Origin of the sequence: Candidatus Methanoprimaticola sp. MG2 (assembly GCF_047501175.1) — an archaeon.
In the GTDB taxonomy this organism is placed as follows: Archaea; Thermoplasmatota; Thermoplasmata; order Methanomassiliicoccales; family Methanomethylophilaceae; genus Methanoprimaticola.
Genome location: NZ_JBEQWH010000007.1, coordinates 18,473 through 37,220 on the forward strand (window position 1 = coordinate 18,473; position 18,748 = coordinate 37,220).

The following is an 18,748-nucleotide window of genomic DNA, read 5'->3' on the forward strand; positions in this document are numbered from 1 at the left end:
TCACCTTCGACCGGATACCGCTGTCAGATTATATATCAACTGACAAAGTCGGGTTCCCCGTCAGGAAGGTCGAGGTCCGACGAATACCTCCACATCCTGGGATAATGGCCCGGGTCCATGAGCACCCTAGTGGTGTTCACCGCGACACCGGACTTGGCGAGCATGAGCTTCTCGGATGACATACCCATCTTCCCGAGCCCTATGAGCTCGCCGCGAGCTGTCATCATGGCCACCAGCGCATTCTTCCTTATGCCGTCGTCCAACATGTGGACCCCTCTGACGGAAAGGTCCGCACCATGACAGATCGCATCTACGGCGGTCGCCTTGACCACCACCTTGGGGAGAGGTTCTACCAGGGCCTCCATAGGCGTTATCATGTCCCTGAGGATCTCGCCGTGACCGTACTGCTGCCAGAAGACGTACGCATCCCTTATCTCCTGCAGGGTGTACGCGCGTGCCTCGGTCATCTTCCCGGAACGGGAACGGCGGAGCTCGGTCATGCTGGCACCGCATCCCAGGACGTCGCCCACGTCCACACACAGCGTGCGCACATAAGTGCCAGCGTCGCAATGGACCCTGAAGAGCACGTCGCGACCGGAGACCTGCAGGACCTCCAGATCACGGATGGTACGGATACGGAGCTGTCTCTTGACGGCCGAACGCACCGGAGGAAGCTGATAGATCCGTCCGACGAAGCGGGAGAGGACCTCACGTATCCTCTCTTCGGGACGGTCCGCATGCAGGCGCATCAGGCATATGTACTCCTTGTCGGAGGAGAGCACGATGTCCGTGAGGCGGACTGCCTTGCCCAATGTTATCGGAAGAACACCGCTCACATACGGGTCCAATGTCCCGCCGTGCCCTGCCTTGTCCATCCCTAGCGCATCCCTGACCCATGCGGTCGCCTGATGGGAAGTGGGACCGGAAGGCTTGTCGAGGATGATTATGCCCCCTCCAAGCAACTCGCCGAGGGTACGGTCGGAAGGCCGTTTACCCCACTTATCGGGGATGGCATTCGCGTCCTTAATGAGCATCCCAGGCATCCAGACCCTCCAGGATGGCAGCCAGCACCTGATCCGGATCCATATCGTCTGTGTTCAGAACGAGGTCGTACACGCTGAGGTCGTTGATGTCTATGTCATACCACTGCTTGTAGCGCTTCGCCTCGGAGCGTTGCCTGTCGATCGTAGCGGCCGTCGCTTCCTCGAGGGTCTCCCCCTCGCGGAGCCCGACCCTCTTCATACGGACCTCGGGACTCGCGTCTATGTGGATCTTGAATGCCTCGATGCCGTTCCTCGTCAGCATGTATGCGGAGAGGCGCGACTCCAGTATGAGGTCCGGATGCGTCCTCGCCATCTGAAGAATGCGATCATCGATCATGTTGTCGATCGAGGGATCCTGCTCGGCGATGGCGCCGAGCTGGGAAAGGGTAAGTTGTTTCTCGGCAGCAAGCTCACGGAATATCCGTCCGAAGACGACAGCCTCGAGACCGAGGACCTCGGACAGCTTGCTGCAGGCGGTCGTCTTCCCAGATCCTGGGGGACCGCTGATGGTTATTCTCATTCGATCTCAGCCCTCTTGACTTCGAGGTCCAGTCTCCTCAGGTCCCTCTTGAGGAAGAGGAATCTGATCAGCCTGTTCTCAATCTGTCCGATAGGCAGGCTCACCATGGTGTATATGATGATCCATGACGGGAAGAATCCCATTATCGTGGAATTCAGGTCGAACCCGGGAGACCACGGGATGTCCGCGAGCGGAGGGTTCTCCGCCGTGAAGTACTGCCCCGTGACCCCGTTGAAGTCCCCCACCAGGAGGAAGTACCATACCCAGGCATACACCGGGAGCAGGACGATCATGGATATCGGCATGACCTTCATCTGCTGGGTGCTGGCCTCCATGGACATCGCCATGATTTGGGGCTGCATCTCCTGGAGCTTCTTCATCTTGAACAAGTTGTTCTCGATCCTTGCCTGACGGAACTCCTTGTTGAAGTCGCTCTGAATCTGCTGGTTCCTTGCCATCTTGATGGGATCGGTCATCAGACTCCTTATAACCGTACTGAAGGTGATCATGATCACTCCGGCGATTATCAGCGTCAGGACCGGGTACTTCCCGTCAAACGCGATGTACTTGAAGACTATATCCAGAGCACTGCCGATCTGGGCCCTGAACATCATGACCACCATCATGACGACAAGTACTGCCATCATTCCGAACATCGTCTTGGACGACATCGGCGGGGCCTGACTCTGGACCTGCTGCATGCTCTGAGGACTTCCTGGGTTGGGCATTTTCTTCACTCTCCGTTACCGAAGAATCCACGCATCACAGGGTTCATCTCCATCATCTGTTCGCGACCGATGGCCTCGTACAGATGGATGATGATTCCCACGCACAGCAGCACTCCAGTACCGCTGGCATGTCCCGTGGTTCCGATCATGTCGGCGAACGCTGCCAGCGCTCCGACCATTGCTCCGGACATGATGGTGATGGTGGGGATGTACCTCTCCAGCACCCTCTTGAGGACACGTGGGTCGCGCCTGAATCCCGGAATCTGCATTCCGCTGCGCTGGATCTGGTTCGCGACGGATTCCGGACCGAGATTCGTGGTCTCGACCCAGAACTTGGCGAACATGATCGATCCCATGACCATCACCGTGAAGTAGATGGCCATGTGCGCCAGATTCTGTATCGCGTTGTGTCCGTTCCCGTACATGGTCGGATCCAGGATGGGCATGAGCCACGAGTTCAGTCCCGTCGGGGCCGATACGTACCATGCCAATCCTCCGGCGGCTGCCGTCGATCCCTCTTCGAAGTATCCGATAGCTGCGTTTCCTCCGAGGAACGGGATCTGGCTCAGCGCGCCGTTGCTGTAGAGCAGCAGCGTGACCATGCTGACGATGGCGAGCAGCGAGGACATCAGGATGACCGGGATGTTGCTTGCGTACATCAGCTTGATCGGGTAGCGACCCCTGGCTCCCCTGGCGTTGCCGTGGGACAGGGGCAGCTCGATACGTGACGATTCGAGATAGGCGACCAGCATGAAGATCACGAACGTCCCGACCAATGCGATCACTGGGTTCGCATTGTTCAGGAACACCTGTTCGTAATATCCGCCGGCCCACTGCTCGGGAGTGGCGTTGAACACGTAGTACAACGCCATCGGGATGGTACCGGCTGGTGGATTGCTCAGGCTCGTCGCCTGAGACATGTCCACCGCATTCCAGTTCAGCGCTCCCGTGAACAGGGCTTGCGCTACACCGGCTGCGATGAACAGCGATATTCCACTGCCGATACCCCATTTGGACACCACCTCGTCCATCATGAACAGGATATAGGATCCTGCGAACAGCTGGACGATCAGCAGTATCTTGGCCCCGGCCCCTCCGAGCAGTTCCTCCGCGCCCGAGGAGGGCACCAGGTATCCGAATACCTGGGGCACCGCCTCGAACAGGATCATTACTATTACGAGCAGCTTGAGGACGGACTGGTAGCAGGCCTTGTCCTCACGCTTAGTGAGATCGAGTTTGATGATCTTCGCACCGACGAACAGCTGCATTATGATGGATGCAGTGACGATCGGTCCGATGCCGAGTTGCAGTATAGAACCGGAAGCTCCTGCCATGATGGTCCTATATTGAGCAAATATGTCCAAGGACTCGGACTGGTCCAAGCCGTACAGGTACACATTGGTCATTACGAAGTAAAGGACCAATATTACGATCACCCACATCATCTTGGTCCTGAAGTGCACATGGCCTTCAGGACGTTTGACGGAGGGAAGCCTGTCGCTCAAGGGCTTGACCTTGTACAACAGGCTCGGTGTTTCTTCCATCCCTATCTACACTCCCGACAGTTGACTCACTCTGCTACCGCTGCGTCGGCCACAGAGCCTCCGGCACCGGTAATCTTATCGCGTGCTTTCTCGGACGCCTCGGCGACCGTTACGTTGACAGCGAAATCGATGCTACCGTTGCCCAGAAGCTTGTCGATCCCGGCATCGGTGAGGTTGACGCAGTATGCGTCGCCCTCTTTCTTGGCGAAGCCCATGGAGACGAACCTCTCGATCTGCTCGGAGAGCTCGCCCACATTGATGGTGCGGTTGGCCTCGACCATGCACTGGGGCCTCTTGAAGCCGTGGCGGCCAAAGTGGTTCCTGTCGTACTTCAGCATACCGATCTTACCGGTCTTGCCGAGTCCGGCCTGTCCGTGACCTCCGATGATACCGGCACCGCGTCCGGATTTCTTACCGCGGCCGTGGGTCCTGTAACCCCTGAACTTCTTGGTTCTGCTAGGCATTTCTCACACCTCAGAGCATCCTGTTGATGAGGTCGTTGATGTCCGCTCCCCTGTATCCCAGGGCACCGCCGTTCTGGTACGAGCGCTTGTTGCCCTCGTATCCCTTCACGGGCGGGTGGAGACGGAACACGGGCTTTGCGCCCTCGACGTCCTTCATCCTGTAGTCGTTCTCGATGATGGCCTTGGCCATGTCCTCCACGGTGGCGAACTCGGACTTGTCCTTGAGGTAGTCGTCGGTGACCGCATCGTCGCCGGCGACGCGTCCGCGTGCGCGGATCATCGCGGCGAGGGTCTCCTGGTTGACCTCTCCCCAGGTGCAGTAGTCCTTGGCCTTCTGGAGCATCCCCTTGATGGAATCGGTCTCGGGGACGACCACGCAGTGGTTGACCCTGTTGATTCCGAGGAGTCCCATGGTGTGCTCGATGTCCCTGTTGACATCGGGGATACCACGTACACGGATAACAGCGTATGCCATCTTCAGTCCTCCTGCTGCTCGCTCTCGGCGTAGTTGACCCCGGTAGGTCCAGAGACGATGTTCAGGGTGTTGGCCTGCTCGTCGGTGATCCTCATGCGGGAGGTCATCCTGAGTGCGTCGAAGGTCGCCATGGCGTAGTTGACCTTGGTCTTGGTGTTACCGCGGGCGAATCCCCAGGAGTCCTGCACACCGGCGAGGGTGAGCAGACTCTTGGCGACGTCTCCCACGGCGAGGGACACTCCCCTGGGTGCGGGCTTGAGGGTGACCGTAACGGAACCGGAAGTTCCGACGACCTCGAACGGAAGGCTGTGTGCCTGTCCGCATCCGCACTGCCAGGAGCCGCAGCCCCTCTTGATCTCGATCATGTTCAGCTTGGCGTTGTCGATCGCCTTCTTGATGGAAGGTCCGACCTCTTTGCCCTTGGCCCTGCCGATTCCGATGAACCCGTCGCCGTTTCCGACGATACAGGTGACCGCGAACCTGACCCTCCTTCCGGAGTCGGTCATCCTCTGGACCATGTTGAGGTCGATGACCTCGTCCTTCAGGTCCGGGAGGAGGATGTCCACGATCTCGGGCTCGCGCAGGGGCAGCTTGGTGGCCAGGGCGTCGCTCATGGTGGTGATCTCACCGTTGAGGACCATCTGTCCCAGCCTAGTTTTGGGAACCCAGTCTGCCATTTTACTCAGCCTCCATCTTTTCTTTGAGACCGTTAACCTCGGCCTCGATCGCCTCATCGATGTGCTTTCCGAGGATCCTGTCCTCATCGGGAAGGACGTCCTCACCGTGGGGGACCTCCAGTCCTGCATCGCACATTCCGGCGACGGTGGCGAAGAGAACTCCGCCGTGCTGGACCTTCTGCATTCCGATATCGAGCACAGCGTACTCGATTCCGGCTGCGAGGGCCCTCTTCCCTGCGAGGTACCCGACGAGGTACGCCGCGGGGATCGAAGAGCAGGACCTGGTCCAGCCCATGCCGGCCAGCTCCCTGGTGCTCGCTGTCGAGAGGACCCTGTCACCCTCCATTCCGAACTCGGCGAACTGAATGGTGATGTTCTTGTTGGACCTCCTGACGATCGCCCTTGCCTCGTGGCTCGAGAGCAGCTTCTTGCGGGCGTAGTAGTTGGTGCGCTCCTCTCTCCTCCTGCGGAAGGCCACGTTGTATCTAGGACCGTTTGCCATCAGTTCTCCTCCTCCTTGAGGTGACCCGCGGCGATCATGTGCTGCTTGAGGTGCCTGCGGGACTTGAATACTCCTCCCTTGGCCTTCCTGTAGTACAGCCTGTATACTGCGGGGGTGATCTCGCCGTCGGCCCTGAGAGCCTTCAGCTCGGCACGGATGGGCCTGATGGTCGCCATCCAGCGCTCTTTGTCGCGGACGCGTGCATTGGCGGTTCCCTTCCTGGATCCGGGACCCTTCCTCTTTCCGCTGGCCTTCTGGCCGGCCGCGTACCTTATCCTGGCCTTGGACGTGCCGTTCTTCGGCTTCGCCTTGATGAGACCGGATGCGATGGCGGTGCGGATGTCCGCGCGGGTGATGCAGTCCTCGACCTCGTCGAGGCGGTCGGGATTCATCCAGACCCTGTTCTGTCCGCACTTGAGGACCTCTGCTGCCATCCTTCTCTGGTTGCTAAGATCGGCCATACTCACACCATCCTGTTGAGGACCCTGATTCCGAGCTCGTCGGCCCTGTCCTCGATGGCCATTCTCTTCTTGGTTCCGACGGTTCCGCCGATACGGACCGCCTGCTTCTTGGGATCGATGGCCTCGAGACCGTCGACGTTGTAGACGAGGACCTCCTCGAATCCGGAGGGGTGAAGTCCCCTTACGTCAGCGGGTCCGCGGTATCCGACCTCGACCATGGGGGGACGCCTCTTGAGGCCCCTCTTCATCTTCGAGTGGATTCCCTTGGGCTTCCTCCACATCTCTCCGAGCTTGGAGTATCTGAACCACTCCTGCCTCTTGAACGCGGGCCTCCTTCCGGAGATCATGGCCCTCTTCGCGAGTGCGTCTGCGGTCTCGTCGCTGAGCTCGGGCTTGAGCTTGACGACGTATGCTCCCTCGGCTGCCTCGACGACCTCGGTCTTCTCCTCGGTCTCGTCGGCCTTCGCCGCGGCATCCTCGGATCCCTCGAGGGCATCCTTCCAGACGCTGACTGTCTTGGGTCCGACTCCGGAACAGGTCTTGATGACGGTCTTGAGCCTCTCGTCATCATTGATGGCCTCCTTGAGCTCGGCCACATTGCTGATGCCGATACCGGCGAGCTCCTCGACGTTCTTCTCGTTGAGGCCCTTCAGATCGGTAAGATTCTTGACTGTCATTCTTTCACCTTGTGGGACTTCTGGACGATGTAGATTCCGTCCTGGAACGTTCTCTTGTCGAAGCCCAGCCTGGACGTCGCCCTTTCGAGGTTGGCGGCGGTCTGGCCGCAAGCCTCGATGTCGATTCCGTCTACGGTAACATCCTGGCCGTTGACCTTGACGGTGCAACCCCTGACGATGTTGGCGTAGCGGGGGGCGTGGCCTCCCATGTAGTTGTTGATCTCGACGCGGTCTCCCTTCACTGTCACCTTCATGGGGAAGTGGGAGAAGACGATCTTGAGGTGGTAGGTGTATCCCTCGGTCACGCCGTGGATCATGTTCCTTACATGCGCGACATAGGTACCGACCATAGCCTTGTCCTTGATCCTGGGATACTCGCAGCTTACGCTGACCTCTTCCCCGACCACGGCCACGTCGATTCCAGGGTGCGCGAAGTTTCTGCTAAGTTCTCCCTTGGGCCCTTTGACGGTCAGGACGCTTGCGTCCTGGGACACCGTCACGCCGCTGGGTATAGCGATAGTGCTTTCGATTTTCCCTGCGATTGTCATTCTTATTCCTCAGTACACGTAAGCAAGGAGCTTTCCCCCGATCCCGAGCTCTTTGGCGCGGTCCTGGGTGATGACTCCTGCGGTTGTTGACATGATCAGGAGTCCGAAGTCCTGAGCGGGAAGGAACCTCGCCTCGTACTTCTCGACATCCGCCAGTTTGACGGAGTACCTGGGCTTGATCACGCCGCAGTTGTTTATTGCTCCACCGAGCATGACGCGGAACTTGCCCGCTTTGCCATCCTCGATGTACTCGAACTGGGAGACGTATCCGCGGTCCTGCATGACCTTGAGTACGCGCCCGATGAGCTTGGATGAAGGCTGTATCATGCACTCGGATTTACCGTTGAGTGCTGCATTCTTGATGACGCACATTGCGTCGTTGAGTGGATCGCTCTGCATCTGGAACACCTCACGAATACTTCTTGAATCCCAGCTCGGGAGCCATGTCCCTGAAGCACTGGCGGCAGAGATGCATGCCGTACTTCCTGATGATTCCCCTCCTGCGTCCGCAGCGGGTGCAGCCGACAGACCTTCCGAACTGCTTCTTCGGCTTCATTCAATCACCTGAACCTGGAATTTGTCTTTCATGAACTGGATCGCCTCGTTACGGTCGACGCGGTGGCTCGCGGGGACCTTCCTCTTGAGGAGGGGCCTGACCGCGATCCTCTTCCCGGGCCTCTTCAGGACGACGCTGACGTCCATTCCGAAGATTCCGATCTCGGGATCGTATTTCATTCCCTCGAAGTCCGTGTAATCGGAGATTCCGAAGGACATGTTGCCCTCCTTGTCGAAGGAGTATATGGGGACGCGCATCTCCCTGATGGTGAGAGCCTTGGAGATGAACTCCTCTGCTGCCTCTCCGCGGAGGGTGACCTTGCATCCGAGGGGCATGCCCACACGGATCCCGAGATCCCTGTTGACGGTCTTGGAGATCGTCTCGACGGGCTTCTGCCCGGTGACCATCTCGAGAACCTTCTCCGCCTTGACGAGCCTCTCTCCGGCCTCGCCGACACCGATGTTGACGACGACCTTCTCGACAGAGACCTGCCTCATGACATCGCTCATTCGGAGACCTCCGGGAGCTTGATGACGGGGGTGCTTCCGCCGATGACGAAGCAGTTCCTCGCGACGGTCTCGGTGCCGTCGGTGAAGACGACGGTGTTCGCTGCAGGGCCCTTGACGACCTCGACGGCCTTCACGGTCTTGATGGATCCGGCCTGGGAACCCTCTTTGATGAAGACGACGGCGTTCTCGGCCATGGGGTAGTGGTCCAGGACCTTCTGTCCGTCGAATGCGATCTTGAGGGAGTCTCCGCACTTGTAGTCGTTCTTGTCGAGGACCACGTTCCTTCCGCCGCTGAGGTTGAGCTGGAACTTGCCGCCCTTGACGACGGTCTTGTCCTCGATCCTGCAAAGCTCCCATGCGGCCTCGTCCTTGTCGACGGGGACCAGGGTGAGCTTTCCCTTGTCGGTCAGGAGCATGCGGAATGCCAGGTCCATCTTGGGGACGGAGATGACGTCCATGAATCCGACGGGCATCTTGGGGTTCTTGACGGGCTTCCCGTCGACGAACAGCTCCCTGTTCCCGATGATCCTCTTTGCCTCCCTGGCGGTGTCACAGATGCACATCATGTCCCTGAGGACGGTGACGGCGGCCATGGACTCCTCGATGGAATGCGCTCCTGCGGTCTGCTTGGCGATGAAGACGCTGGCCTTCCTCTTCAGGGGCCACGTCCTAGGCGCTGCGAGCCTCTTCATGTGGTCGCTCATTCGGATGCCTCCTTGGATTTCTTGGAGAGGGCGTCCATCCTCCACTGGTCCTCAGTGTTCAGCTTGGTGATCACGAGGTTGGATGCGTGGATGGGGCGCTCGGCGGCGGTGCCGTCGGCCTGGTTGATCGTGACACCGTCGATGGCCACGCGGCCGGTCTTGGTGTAGACGTTCAGAACCTTTCCCTCGATGTTTTTGATGTCCTGGTTGCCGCGGACGACGATGACGGTGTCTCCCTTGCACACCCTGGCACTGCGGACCCCGTACTTGGCACGGAGCTCGGCGCTGAGGTGGGCGGAGAGCATCTTCCTCTTGACGTGCGCGGAGGCGTTGGCCTGGTTCTTCCTCTGAACCCTTGCTTTGCTGCTTGCTGCCATTCCTCACACCTCACACGATTGTGTTCGCGGTAGCGGACACACGGGGCCACCTCTCGGCGGCCTCCCTTGCGACGGGGCCTTTGATATCGGTCCCTTTGGTCTCTCCCGTCTCAGTGGTGATGACGGCGGCGTTGTCCTCGAAATAGACGATCGTTCCATCGGGCCTCCTCATGGGGCGCCTCTGACGGACGATGACCGCGAAGACGATCTGCCTCCTCATTGCGGGAGTTCCTTTCTTGACGGATGCGATGACGAGGTCACCGACGCCCGCGGAGGGGACCCTCCTGGCGACGCCGTGGTAGCCAGGGACGGTGATGATCTCGATCTCTTTGGCACCCGTGTTGTCGATGACCGTGAGCCTGGAGCCGTTCTGAAGTCCCCTGGTCTGGTTTCCAGCGATTCCCTTCATTCACTCCACCTTCTCGATCACTACGAATGCGACGGTCTTGGAGATGGGACGGCACTCGGCGATCCTGACCCTGTCCCCGGGCTTGATGCCGAGGCAGCTGGGGCAGTGAGCGGAGTACCTGTTGCTCCTCTTCTCGTACCTCTCGTACTTGTGCGTGTACTTCATGTACTGGCGCTCGACGACGACGGTCTTGTTCATCTTGACCGTGGACACGACGCCATCGATGATCTGTCCCCTCACGGGAAGGGTCCCGTGGAAGGGGCAGTTGGGATCGTCGCACTCCATTTTGGGGGGCGCGACCTCGATTCCGATGTTCCTGATCTCTGCTGTCATCATTATTCACCTAACCTTCTTGATTCTGTCCTCTGGTCGGTGGGTTATTTCTGATCCTCTGATGTCGAACGTCCTGCCCTCGTGAGTGAACCTGAACTCATTGCCTGGTTTGGGTACCATTCTCTCAGTTCCGGCCGATTCGATGGTGAACGTGTTCTTCGTCTCGTCGACCACCTTGCCGGCTATGCCGGAGTATGGCGCTGACAGCACTTCCACGTCCAATCCAATGAGCTCGGTCCTCACGAAGTGGTTGTCTCTCATCTGACCTCTGTGCGGAATCCCATCTCCTCCAGGACGGCTTTCACTTTCTTCTTGTGATCGCCCTGGAGTTCGATGCGCCCGTCTTTGCAGGTTCCGCCGGCGGCGCATCTGTTCTTCAGCTTCTTTGCGAGATCGTTGATATCGATGTCATTCTCATCGATACCGTCGATCACGGTGACGGTCTTGCCGTATCTGCGGCTGTCGATCGAGATTCTTACGGTCTGCTGCTCACGTGCAATCTCCTCGCACATGCACAGCTCCTTAGGCAATCCACATACTGGGCAGATTTCGGCCATCAGATCTTTTCCTCCTCCTTCTGAACGGTGAGGATCCGTGCGATGTTCAGCCTGAGGGCGCGGATGGCGCCGGGGCTGGAGGGGGCACCGCCCATGGCGGAGACTCCCCTCTCGTGCATCAGCTCGTCGCGGAGCTCCTTCAGCTTCTGGTTGCGCTCCTCGACGCTCATGTTCCTGATATCGGCGGTCTTGAGGGAAGCCATCACTGCGCCTCCTGGACTGCCTCGGCCTCCTCCACGGGGGCTGCTGCGGGTGCGGCGAACAGGTCGGGAAGGACTGCTGCCGCCTCGGTCTTGTTGAGGACGTTGATGTCTGCCGGGAGCTTGGACTCCTTGTCCATGATCTCGACGGTGACTCCGATGACACCCATCTTCAGCTTTGCGACTGCGTATCCGTGGTCCATGAACTGGGCCTTGGGCTCTCCGCAGAACTTGATGGATCCGTCCTTGAACTTCTCGGTCCTGTGCCTCTGTCCGGTCAGCTTTCCTGCCACGATGATGTGGCATCCGCGTGCACCGGCGTCCATGATCCTGCGGACCGTGGAGTGTCCGGCCCTGCGGAAGTGCCATCCCCTCTCGAGGGAGAAGGCGAGCTTCTCGGCCATGATCTGTGCGTTCAGGGAGGCGTTCTCGACCTCCTGGACCTCGATCTGGGGGTTCTCGAACCCGAAGCGGTCCTCGATGACCGTGGTCAGGTTCTTGATGGTCTGTCCGCGGCGTCCGATGACGAGTCCGGGCCTCTCGGTGGTGAGGATGACACGGGTTCCCATGGGGGTCCTCTGGACATCGAGTCCGCCGAACCCGGCGCGGCTGACCTCTTTCATCAGGTACTCCTTGAGGAGGACCCTGCGAATGTTCTCAGCTACGAATTTTCTCTCTGCTGCCATTTCACTCCACCTCCTCGATGATGATCTCGAGGTTGACGGTCTCCTGGTTCCACTGGGTGGCGCGTCCGTGTGCCCTGGGCATGTGCCCGGGGATGACGCGTCCCCTAGCGACGGAGATGGTCGCGATGGCCATGTTGTCGACGTTCAGTCCCTTGTACTCGGCGTTGGAGACGGCGGAGTTCAGGACTCCGAGGATCGCCTTCGCTGCCTTGACGGGGTACCTTCCGGGACCCACTCCGGGCTTGTGCGAAACACGCTTGTTGTACCTCTTGAGGGGAACGGCCCTCTTCTTGTCGATGACGTCCTCCAGGGCCTGCCTGGCGGTCTCGACCTTCATGCCGCGGATCATTCCTGCGACCTCGCGGGCGAACTTGGGGGAGACGGGCATCTCCCTTCCGAGTGCCTTTGCGGTCGTGTCTGCATCTGCGATTGCTGTGTATCCTGAAACCATGATCAGCACCTCACTTCAGCGGCATGAACTTGGACGACCTAGTCGCTCCGACACCAGGTCCGGAGTGCACAGGAGGCTTCCTGGTCATTACGAACTCTCCGAGGAAGCATCCGATCATCTCGGGCTTGATCTCGATGTCTTTGAACTCTTTGCCGTTGTAGATGCTCACGGTCTTTCCGACGAACTGGGGGATGATGGGCAGGTCCTTGCGGTGTGTCCTGACGACATCCTCTGCGGTCATCAGCTTGTCGAACACGAGCTGCTGCTCGTAGTTCAGGCCCTTGAGGTAAGTCCTCCTGGCCCTAGAGGGCAACAGGGTGAGGAACTCATCGAACGGCATGGCGAGGAGCTGCTCCATGTTGTACCCGCGGTACAGGAACTCCTTCTTCCTCCTCGCCTGTATCGCCGATGCCTTCTTCCTGGACTTTCTCCTGGAGGCCTTCGCCGATCCTGCGATGATCTTCTTTGCCATGATATCACTTCTTTACCTTTTTCTTAGGAGGCAGGAATCCTACCTTCTGACCGGGCGATGCGGTCCTCTTCTGACAGTTGGGTCCACCGACGTGGGCGTGGCTTCCACCGCCGTGGGGGTGGTCTACGGGGTTCATTGCGACTCCCTTGGTCTTGAAGGGCGCTGTGGACCTGGACCTGAGAGTGTGAACGTTCTTACCGGCCTTGGCGAGGGGCTTGTCTCCCCTTCCTCCTCCTGCGATCACGCCGATGGCGGCGCGGCAGTCGGGGCTGAACTCCTTCAGGGTTCCAGAAGGCATCTGGACGACGACCTTCTCTCCCCTGGAGACGATGGTTCCGTAGGAACCGGCGGTCTTCACGAACTTCCCTCCGTCTCCGGGCCTGGCCTCGACGTTGTGGACGAGGGTACCCTCGGGGATGTTCATGAGCTGCGTGATGTTACCGGCAACGACGGCCTTGCCGCCGATGGTGATGGTCTGGCCGACCTTGGTTCCCTCGACTGCGAGCTGGTAGTCAGTCCTGCCATTGAGGTCGAGGACTGCCAGGGGGCAGGTCCTTCCGGGAGCCTGGATCAGGTCCTTGATGACGGCGGAGCCCTCGGACATGGCGGGGAGCCTCACGTCGTCGACGTGCCTGTGGCTGGGCGAGCGGTACAGCGAAGTTCCGCGGCCGCGCCTCTGAGAAATCAATCTCTTTCCCATGTTCACTCACCTTCAGAAGACTCCTACACGGGCACCGACATCCTCAGCGGAGTAACCCTCCGCCAGCTTGATGATGGCGTGCTTCCCGTCTTTCTGGATTCTTACCCAGACCTTCTCGACCTTGACCTCGAAGCGCTCCTCGAAGACGGTCTTGATCTGGCTCTTGTCAGCATCCCTGTGGACGATGAACTCGATCTTGTTGCCGTCCTTGAAGGCCTGGGTCGGGGTCCCCGACATGTGGTTCATGGCCTTCTCTGTGACGTACGGTCTGATGAGAACGTCGTTCTGCTTCATTGGGTCCAGCCTCCTATTGCGTCGATGGCGGACTTGGTGTAGACCGTGAGCCTTCCCGCGTCTCCGCCGGGGGCGAGGATGCTGGTGTTCAGGGTCTTGACCTCCTCAACGGTGACTCCGGGGAGGTTGGATGCGCTCTTGAAGATGGGTGCGTTCCTCTCTGCGTCGCTGACGACGATCAGAACGGACACGGGGGTTCTGTACCTCCTGTTCCTCATCTTTCCCTTTCCGGCGCGGATCTTGCGTCCGTCCTTCGCACGCTCGAGATCGTATCCGATTCCGATCTTCTCGAAGACCTCGACGATCTCAGAGGTCGCCTTCATGTCGGCGATCGCATCCTCGACCACGATGGGGAAGGAAACGGAATCATCGAACTGGTGACCGCGGGCCTTGACGCACTCTGCGCAAGCCGTTGCGGCGAGTGCGGACTGGCGGGCGATCCTGAGCTCCTTCTTGTTGACCTTCTGCTCCCACTTCCTCTCGGGCACGGGGGGGTGAGCCCTCCTTCCGGTGACGTTGTTGGGAGACTCGGTGGCCATCCTGCCGTCGTGGACACGCTGGACACGGGCGGTTCCCCTACCCTTTCCCCAGGTGCTGACGGAGTGCCTCATACCTGCGCGGGCGCCGGGACCGTAAGGCTGCCTGGCGTTGGCCGCTGCGGCCAATACTGCTTTCTTGATTATATCGGGCCTGTAGGGGGTCTCGAACGCCGCGGGAACATCCACGGTGCCTGCGACTCCTCCGGAAACCGAATAGACATTTGTCTGCATCTTCATGCCCCCTGCTTGGACTCGGTGGACACATAGGTGACATCGACTGCGTCGTTGTCGGCCTTCTTGGGCATCCTGGTGGCGTCCCTGAATCTGATGAGTCTCTTGGTAGGTCCGGGAACGGAGCCGTAGACGAGGACGTAAGCGCCCCTGACCTCTCCGTAGTTCAGGAAGCCACCCTTGGGAGTGACCTCGGAACCCTCGGTTCCGACCTTGACGATCTTCTTGTTGAACTCGGTCCTCTGGTGGTATCCCATCTGACCGGATCCGGGAACGGTGGACCTTACATATCCGGGTCTCTTGGGTCCCAGGTTACCGATTCCGCGGCGGTGCTTGCTGTTCCTGTGGGACAGGAGCTTGACTCCCCAGCGCTTGGTGACTCCCTGGAATCCCTTCCCCTTGGTCACTGCGATGACGTCGGTGAGGGCTCCCTCGCTGACGAAGTCGGTGAATCCCACCTCGGTCCCGAGGACCTTCTTTGCGTACTCGACACGCTCGTCGATGGTTCCGCCGGCGATCCTGAGCTCCATGAGGTCGGGGACCTTCTTGGGGACTCCGGAGACCATCTTGGGCTGGGTGTATGCCAGAACGCGGACGTCCTCGATGTCGAGGCCATCGTACTTGGCGAACGTGCTCTCATCGTGATTCTTGGGAACGCTCAGGCGCTTCTCAAGGAGGGGGTCCAGATCCTTTGCCCAGACCTCTCCGGCCGTTTTCAGGCCCATCACGCTGCTCTCATAAAACCTGACGGCGGCCACTTTCATGGGCGGCACTTCGACAACCGTCACGGGCACCTGAACCTCCATTCCGGAGGTGGTGCTCTTTGCGCGCTTGTCAACGACGAATGCGTGGGTCATTCCGGCCTTGTATCCGGCGAATCCCTGAATCTTAGGGGCTCCGCTGATCTCGGGCCAAGAATCCAGCCTCGGCGTCTGCGACTGCGCTCTCTTCCTAGGGCCGTATGCCCTGGATCCTCTCTTAGGACGTCTCCTTTGCGGCATGTTTTAACCTGCCTGCGAGGGTATCTTCGCTAACCTCGCGCTATCAGACGAACAACGTCTAATGCTCCGACCGTGACGCCATATGCGTCCCAAGAACCCGAAGGATATAGGACAGCCGTGGGGTGCTTCTGCATTGCCCGATGCGTCTGGTCGAACACTATTATGTCCAATCTAAGGCGTGTGTATAAGGGTGTTATATTTAACCCTATGCCCGCCTTCCTTTATAAGGTAAGAGAAAGGGGAAGAGGTTTGGGGGAAGGGCTCAGAGCTTGCCTTCCTTGGCCTTCTTCTGCGCCCTCTTCATGCGGGCCTTGGCATCGAATCCCGTCGCCTTCTCGGCGAACTCGTTGAGACGCCTCTTGCTGTCGAGGATGGCCGCGTCGTCGGCCTCGCACCCGCACTTGTTGACGGTCGTTATGTCCAGCTTGTCCTTGGCGAGAACCTTGACCTCGATCCTCTCGAGTACCCCGTAGCTTGACACGAGGGAATCCCCGTCCTGCTCCACGTTTCCGAACACGTCGGCCATCATGGCCTTGAGCAGGTCTCCCTCGATGTTCTTGAACCATCCCTTCTTGATGTCGTACTCCATTGTGTCACATCCTGAGTGCCAAATCGTTTTCAAGGCCCCTGTCGAGATCCGCGGGAGTCCCCAGGATGGCCTCTGACTCGAGATACGCCCTCCACTTAGCCTGGCACTCGCACTTCACATCCAGATCCGCAGGGTCCTGCGTGTAGCTGAATCTCTCCACCGCATCGAGTGCCGCCTTGTCGCACTCGCCACAGTTGTGGACGCCCCTGGATGCCCCGCCCCCGGAAGGGGACGACATGACCCTGGCATCGACAGTGCCAGACAGTCTTCTGAACACCTCTATGAGGGACCATATCCAAGGGGACCTGAAGTCCCCGCGCTTCCACAGCCTCTCGACGTACGTGCCTCTCTGGACGTTGAGGGGGTTGACGGAGATCTCATCCGAGAACTGATCCGCGAACCTTGCGGAACGGACCGCATCCTCTATCGCCATGCGTTCCGTCATGAACGGCGTCTTGAGGAGCAGATAGGTCCTCACCCCGAGGCCTTTGGACTTCAACAGCGTCCCCGCACGGAGTATGTCGTCGGGTGTGAAACCCTTGTGGACCGCCGTCTCCAGGACCTGCGGGTCGGAGCTCTCCAGGCCCAGTGCGACGGTCACGTTGGCGGGAACGTCGGCCAGGGACTCGTCGGTGATAAACTCCGGGCGGCTCTCGAAGAGGATGCGCTGACATCCCTTGAACGCCTCGAATATCTTCGCCCTAACGGACGGAGGGACCTCGTTATCGTCCAGGAAGCTGCCGGAGGTGTAGATCTTGACGAAGGGCTCGTCCCTGTAGCGGGAGAGGGCCTGATCCAGCTGCTTCAGCAGATCGTCCTCGGTGACCCCACCGAGGGATGCCTCCCTGTAGCCGCACATCGTACAACCCCCTTCCCTGACCCAGCAACATCCGTTGGTACGCATGATCATGACCATGGCGTCGACCTTCTGGCCTCCGGCCATGTCGGTCTCCTTCCAGGAGGCCTCCAGTTGAGAGGGTGACCTTTTCTCCTTCATCGGATAGGCATCCCAGACCACATTAAAATTGGTTTGCCTGCATATGTTCCACGGAACAATGTGCCAGATGGTCGACCTCGACATGGGCCTTGGCCCCCATCGACAGAAAAACCTCTTTATGCTCGCACACATGCGGGTGTCAGATACATATGTCCATGAACATTGTCGTCATCGGATCGGGGGCCGCAGGAATGTCCGCTGCATCCGCCGCGAGAAAGGCATCCAGGGATGCCAAGATCACTGTCATCACCGAGGATGAGGACATCGCATATTCGCCCTGCGCCATCCCCTGGGGAATCGAGGGGAAAACGGGATGGGACGATATCGTCATGCATGATGCCGCGTTCTACAAGGAGAACCGCGACATAGACGTCATCATCAGGACGAGGGTCGAGACGGTTGACGGGGACAAGAAGGAGGTCGTGGCCGCAGGAGTGACCTACCCCTACGATTCGCTCGTGATCGCCACCGGCGGGACCGTGTTCATCCCCCCTGTCGAAGGCAAGGACCTTGACAACGTGTTCGTCGTGAGGACCGTCAGGGACGGGAAGAACATCCAGAAGGCTTTGGAGGGTTCCACCAACGTCGTGATCGGTGGGGCCGGCGTCATCGGCCTCGAACTGGCCGTTGCCCTGAGGGACATGGGGAAGGACGTCACGATCATCGAGATGATGGACCAGGTCATACCCCGCATCGCGGACAAGGACATGGCAGACATGATCCAGCAGGAGCTCGAAGCGAAAGGAATCAAGTTCGTCATGAAGGCGCCCATCCAGGCCGTCAAGGGCGATGGGAAGGTCGAGTTCGTCACGGCCGCGGGAGAGGACTACCCCTGCGACGTCATGATCTTCGCTACGGGCGTCCGCGCCAATCTCGACATACCCAAGATGCTCGGGCTCGACATCGGACAGCTGAACGCGGTCATCGCGGCCCCGACGATGAACGCATACAGGAGGGGCCGCCTGGTCCCGGACATCTTCGTCGCCGGGGACCTGGTCCAGTGTCAGTCCGCAGTTATGCCCGGAGCGACCATGAGTCAGCTCGGATCCACTGCGGTCAAGGAAGGACTTGTGGCAGGGAACAATGCCGCCAAAGGCGAGAAGAAGGAGTTCGGACCCGTGGCGAGCCCATGGGTGAGCATGATCGGCGACCTGCAGATCGCAGGGACGGGGATGTCCCTGGGGCTTGCATCCTGGTACGGCATAGACGTCGTATGCGGGAAGGCCGAGGGACTCACACGTGCCAGATACTATCCCGGCGGGAAGAGGCTGGTCGTCAAGGTCCTTGCGGACAGGACGAGCCACCGCCTGATCGGGGCCCAGATCGTCGCCGGCGAGGATGCCACGGGCCGCATCAACTGGCTCACGTCTGCGATAATAGACGGGAAGACCGCAGAGACGTTCATGGTCGACTCGGAGAACGCCTACTGTCCGCCGACCAACATGGTCAGGGACGTCGTTCTCGCGGCCGTCGAAGACCTTTGCCTAAGATTGAAACAGTGATC

Annotated in this window: 31 protein-coding genes; 1 reads left to right on the top strand and 30 read right to left on the bottom strand. The window is 59.4% G+C overall.

Features of this window, described 5'->3' with window-relative positions; translation table 11 throughout:
• Positions 1 to 35: 35 nt before the first annotated feature.
• The 30 genes from V5D86_RS06335 to V5D86_RS06480 all read right to left on the bottom strand — a co-directional run bounded on the left by V5D86_RS06335 (position 36) and on the right by V5D86_RS06480 (position 17,244).
• A complete protein-coding gene (locus V5D86_RS06335; protein WP_414595845.1) occupies positions 36 to 1,034 on the bottom strand; it encodes an RNA-guided pseudouridylation complex pseudouridine synthase subunit Cbf5 in 999 nt (332 codons plus the stop codon).
• Positions 1,024 to 1,563 carry a (d)CMP kinase gene (gene cmk / locus V5D86_RS06340; RefSeq protein WP_414595846.1) on the bottom strand — a complete coding sequence of 180 codons (540 nt, stop codon included), beginning with the start codon at positions 1,561 to 1,563 and terminating at the stop codon, positions 1,024 to 1,026. Before cmk ends, V5D86_RS06335 begins: the two co-directional genes overlap by 11 nt.
• Positions 1,560 to 2,291 (bottom strand): DUF106 domain-containing protein, encoded by a 732-nt coding sequence (locus tag V5D86_RS06345; RefSeq protein WP_414595847.1) that lies wholly within the window; start codon positions 2,289 to 2,291, stop codon positions 1,560 to 1,562. The genes cmk and V5D86_RS06345 overlap by 4 nt, the downstream gene beginning before the upstream one ends.
• Positions 2,292 to 2,296: 5 nt before the next feature.
• Positions 2,297 to 3,835 (bottom strand): preprotein translocase subunit SecY, encoded by a 1,539-nt coding sequence (gene secY / locus V5D86_RS06350; RefSeq protein ID WP_414595848.1) that lies wholly within the window; start codon positions 3,833 to 3,835, stop codon positions 2,297 to 2,299.
• Between the two features lie 26 nt (positions 3,836 to 3,861).
• Complete coding sequence (locus V5D86_RS06355; RefSeq protein ID WP_414595849.1) at positions 3,862 to 4,299, bottom strand: uL15m family ribosomal protein; 438 nt, start codon at positions 4,297 to 4,299, stop codon at positions 3,862 to 3,864.
• A 10-nt stretch (positions 4,300 to 4,309) separates the two neighbouring features.
• Complete coding sequence (locus V5D86_RS06360; protein WP_414595850.1) at positions 4,310 to 4,774, bottom strand: 50S ribosomal protein L30; 465 nt, start codon at positions 4,772 to 4,774, stop codon at positions 4,310 to 4,312.
• A gap of 2 nt (positions 4,775 to 4,776) precedes the next feature.
• A complete protein-coding gene (locus V5D86_RS06365; protein ID WP_414595851.1) occupies positions 4,777 to 5,451 on the bottom strand; it encodes a 30S ribosomal protein S5 in 675 nt (224 codons plus the stop codon).
• 1 nt (position 5,452) lies between these two features.
• The gene (locus tag V5D86_RS06370; RefSeq protein WP_414595852.1) at positions 5,453 to 5,953 is read right to left on the bottom strand and encodes a 50S ribosomal protein L18; all 501 of its coding nucleotides are present in this window, start codon (positions 5,951 to 5,953) and stop codon (positions 5,453 to 5,455) included.
• Positions 5,953 to 6,414, bottom strand: a complete 462-nt coding sequence (locus tag V5D86_RS06375) for a 50S ribosomal protein L19e (RefSeq protein WP_414595853.1) — start codon at positions 6,412 to 6,414, stop codon at positions 5,953 to 5,955. The genes V5D86_RS06370 and V5D86_RS06375 overlap by 1 nt, the downstream gene beginning before the upstream one ends.
• Positions 6,415 to 6,416: 2 nt before the next feature.
• Positions 6,417 to 7,091 (bottom strand): 50S ribosomal protein L32e, encoded by a 675-nt coding sequence (locus tag V5D86_RS06380; protein ID WP_414595854.1) that lies wholly within the window; start codon positions 7,089 to 7,091, stop codon positions 6,417 to 6,419.
• On the bottom strand, positions 7,088 to 7,639 hold the full coding sequence (locus V5D86_RS06385; protein WP_414595855.1) for a 50S ribosomal protein L6: 552 nt from the start codon (positions 7,637 to 7,639) through the stop codon (positions 7,088 to 7,090). Before V5D86_RS06385 ends, V5D86_RS06380 begins: the two co-directional genes overlap by 4 nt.
• 9 nt (positions 7,640 to 7,648) lie before the next feature.
• The gene (locus V5D86_RS06390) at positions 7,649 to 8,038 is read right to left on the bottom strand and encodes a 30S ribosomal protein S8 (protein ID WP_414595856.1); all 390 of its coding nucleotides are present in this window, start codon (positions 8,036 to 8,038) and stop codon (positions 7,649 to 7,651) included.
• Positions 8,039 to 8,048: 10 nt separating this feature from the next.
• Positions 8,049 to 8,195 carry a 30S ribosomal protein S14 gene (locus tag V5D86_RS06395; RefSeq protein WP_178195925.1) on the bottom strand — a complete coding sequence of 49 codons (147 nt, stop codon included), beginning with the start codon at positions 8,193 to 8,195 and terminating at the stop codon, positions 8,049 to 8,051.
• Positions 8,192 to 8,704, bottom strand: a complete 513-nt coding sequence (locus tag V5D86_RS06400; protein WP_414595857.1) for a 50S ribosomal protein L5 — start codon at positions 8,702 to 8,704, stop codon at positions 8,192 to 8,194. Before V5D86_RS06400 ends, V5D86_RS06395 begins: the two co-directional genes overlap by 4 nt.
• A complete protein-coding gene (locus V5D86_RS06405; RefSeq protein WP_414595858.1) occupies positions 8,701 to 9,408 on the bottom strand; it encodes a 30S ribosomal protein S4e in 708 nt (235 codons plus the stop codon). Before V5D86_RS06405 ends, V5D86_RS06400 begins: the two co-directional genes overlap by 4 nt.
• Entirely contained in the window at positions 9,405 to 9,785 is a 381-nt protein-coding gene (gene rplX / locus V5D86_RS06410; protein WP_414595859.1) for a 50S ribosomal protein L24, read from the bottom strand. Before rplX ends, V5D86_RS06405 begins: the two co-directional genes overlap by 4 nt.
• A gap of 10 nt (positions 9,786 to 9,795) precedes the next feature.
• Positions 9,796 to 10,194: a 50S ribosomal protein L14 gene (locus V5D86_RS06415; protein WP_414595860.1), complete on the bottom strand. Its 399-nt coding sequence runs from the start codon at positions 10,192 to 10,194 to the stop codon at positions 9,796 to 9,798.
• Positions 10,195 to 10,527 carry a 30S ribosomal protein S17 gene (locus V5D86_RS06420; RefSeq protein ID WP_414595861.1) on the bottom strand — a complete coding sequence of 111 codons (333 nt, stop codon included), beginning with the start codon at positions 10,525 to 10,527 and terminating at the stop codon, positions 10,195 to 10,197. It abuts the gene before it with no gap.
• Positions 10,528 to 10,533: 6 nt separating this feature from the next.
• Positions 10,534 to 10,788, bottom strand: a complete 255-nt coding sequence (locus V5D86_RS06425) for a ribonuclease P protein component 1 (protein WP_414595862.1) — start codon at positions 10,786 to 10,788, stop codon at positions 10,534 to 10,536.
• The gene (yciH, locus tag V5D86_RS06430; RefSeq protein ID WP_178195939.1) at positions 10,785 to 11,084 is read right to left on the bottom strand and encodes a stress response translation initiation inhibitor YciH; all 300 of its coding nucleotides are present in this window, start codon (positions 11,082 to 11,084) and stop codon (positions 10,785 to 10,787) included. The genes V5D86_RS06425 and yciH overlap by 4 nt, the downstream gene beginning before the upstream one ends.
• On the bottom strand, positions 11,084 to 11,287 hold the full coding sequence (gene rpmC / locus V5D86_RS06435; RefSeq protein ID WP_178195941.1) for a 50S ribosomal protein L29: 204 nt from the start codon (positions 11,285 to 11,287) through the stop codon (positions 11,084 to 11,086). Before rpmC ends, yciH begins: the two co-directional genes overlap by 1 nt.
• Positions 11,287 to 11,970, bottom strand: a complete 684-nt coding sequence (locus V5D86_RS06440) for a 30S ribosomal protein S3 (protein WP_414595863.1) — start codon at positions 11,968 to 11,970, stop codon at positions 11,287 to 11,289. The genes rpmC and V5D86_RS06440 overlap by 1 nt, the downstream gene beginning before the upstream one ends.
• Before the next feature lies 1 nt (position 11,971).
• Entirely contained in the window at positions 11,972 to 12,421 is a 450-nt protein-coding gene (locus tag V5D86_RS06445) for a 50S ribosomal protein L22 (RefSeq protein ID WP_414595864.1), read from the bottom strand.
• A gap of 10 nt (positions 12,422 to 12,431) precedes the next feature.
• Positions 12,432 to 12,893, bottom strand: a complete 462-nt coding sequence (locus V5D86_RS06450; protein WP_414595865.1) for a 30S ribosomal protein S19 — start codon at positions 12,891 to 12,893, stop codon at positions 12,432 to 12,434.
• Positions 12,894 to 12,897: 4 nt separating this feature from the next.
• A complete protein-coding gene (locus V5D86_RS06455; protein WP_414595866.1) occupies positions 12,898 to 13,593 on the bottom strand; it encodes a 50S ribosomal protein L2 in 696 nt (231 codons plus the stop codon).
• Between the two features lie 12 nt (positions 13,594 to 13,605).
• Entirely contained in the window at positions 13,606 to 13,887 is a 282-nt protein-coding gene (gene rplW / locus V5D86_RS06460) for a 50S ribosomal protein L23 (protein ID WP_414595867.1), read from the bottom strand.
• Positions 13,884 to 14,663: a 50S ribosomal protein L4 gene (rpl4p, locus tag V5D86_RS06465; RefSeq protein WP_414595868.1), complete on the bottom strand. Its 780-nt coding sequence runs from the start codon at positions 14,661 to 14,663 to the stop codon at positions 13,884 to 13,886. The genes rplW and rpl4p overlap by 4 nt, the downstream gene beginning before the upstream one ends.
• On the bottom strand, positions 14,660 to 15,658 hold the full coding sequence (locus V5D86_RS06470) for a 50S ribosomal protein L3 (protein WP_414595869.1): 999 nt from the start codon (positions 15,656 to 15,658) through the stop codon (positions 14,660 to 14,662). Before V5D86_RS06470 ends, rpl4p begins: the two co-directional genes overlap by 4 nt.
• A gap of 262 nt (positions 15,659 to 15,920) precedes the next feature.
• Positions 15,921 to 16,247 carry a DUF5611 family protein gene (locus tag V5D86_RS06475; protein ID WP_414595870.1) on the bottom strand — a complete coding sequence of 109 codons (327 nt, stop codon included), beginning with the start codon at positions 16,245 to 16,247 and terminating at the stop codon, positions 15,921 to 15,923.
• 4 nt (positions 16,248 to 16,251) lie between these two features.
• Positions 16,252 to 17,244: an archaeosine biosynthesis radical SAM protein RaSEA gene (locus V5D86_RS06480; protein ID WP_414595871.1), complete on the bottom strand. Its 993-nt coding sequence runs from the start codon at positions 17,242 to 17,244 to the stop codon at positions 16,252 to 16,254.
• Positions 17,245 to 17,393: 149 nt separating this feature from the next.
• On the opposite strand from V5D86_RS06480, the gene V5D86_RS06485 reads away from it, so the two are divergent.
• A complete protein-coding gene (locus V5D86_RS06485; protein ID WP_414595872.1) occupies positions 17,394 to 18,746 on the top strand; it encodes an FAD-dependent oxidoreductase in 1,353 nt (450 codons plus the stop codon).
• Positions 18,747 to 18,748 lie beyond the last annotated feature (2 nt).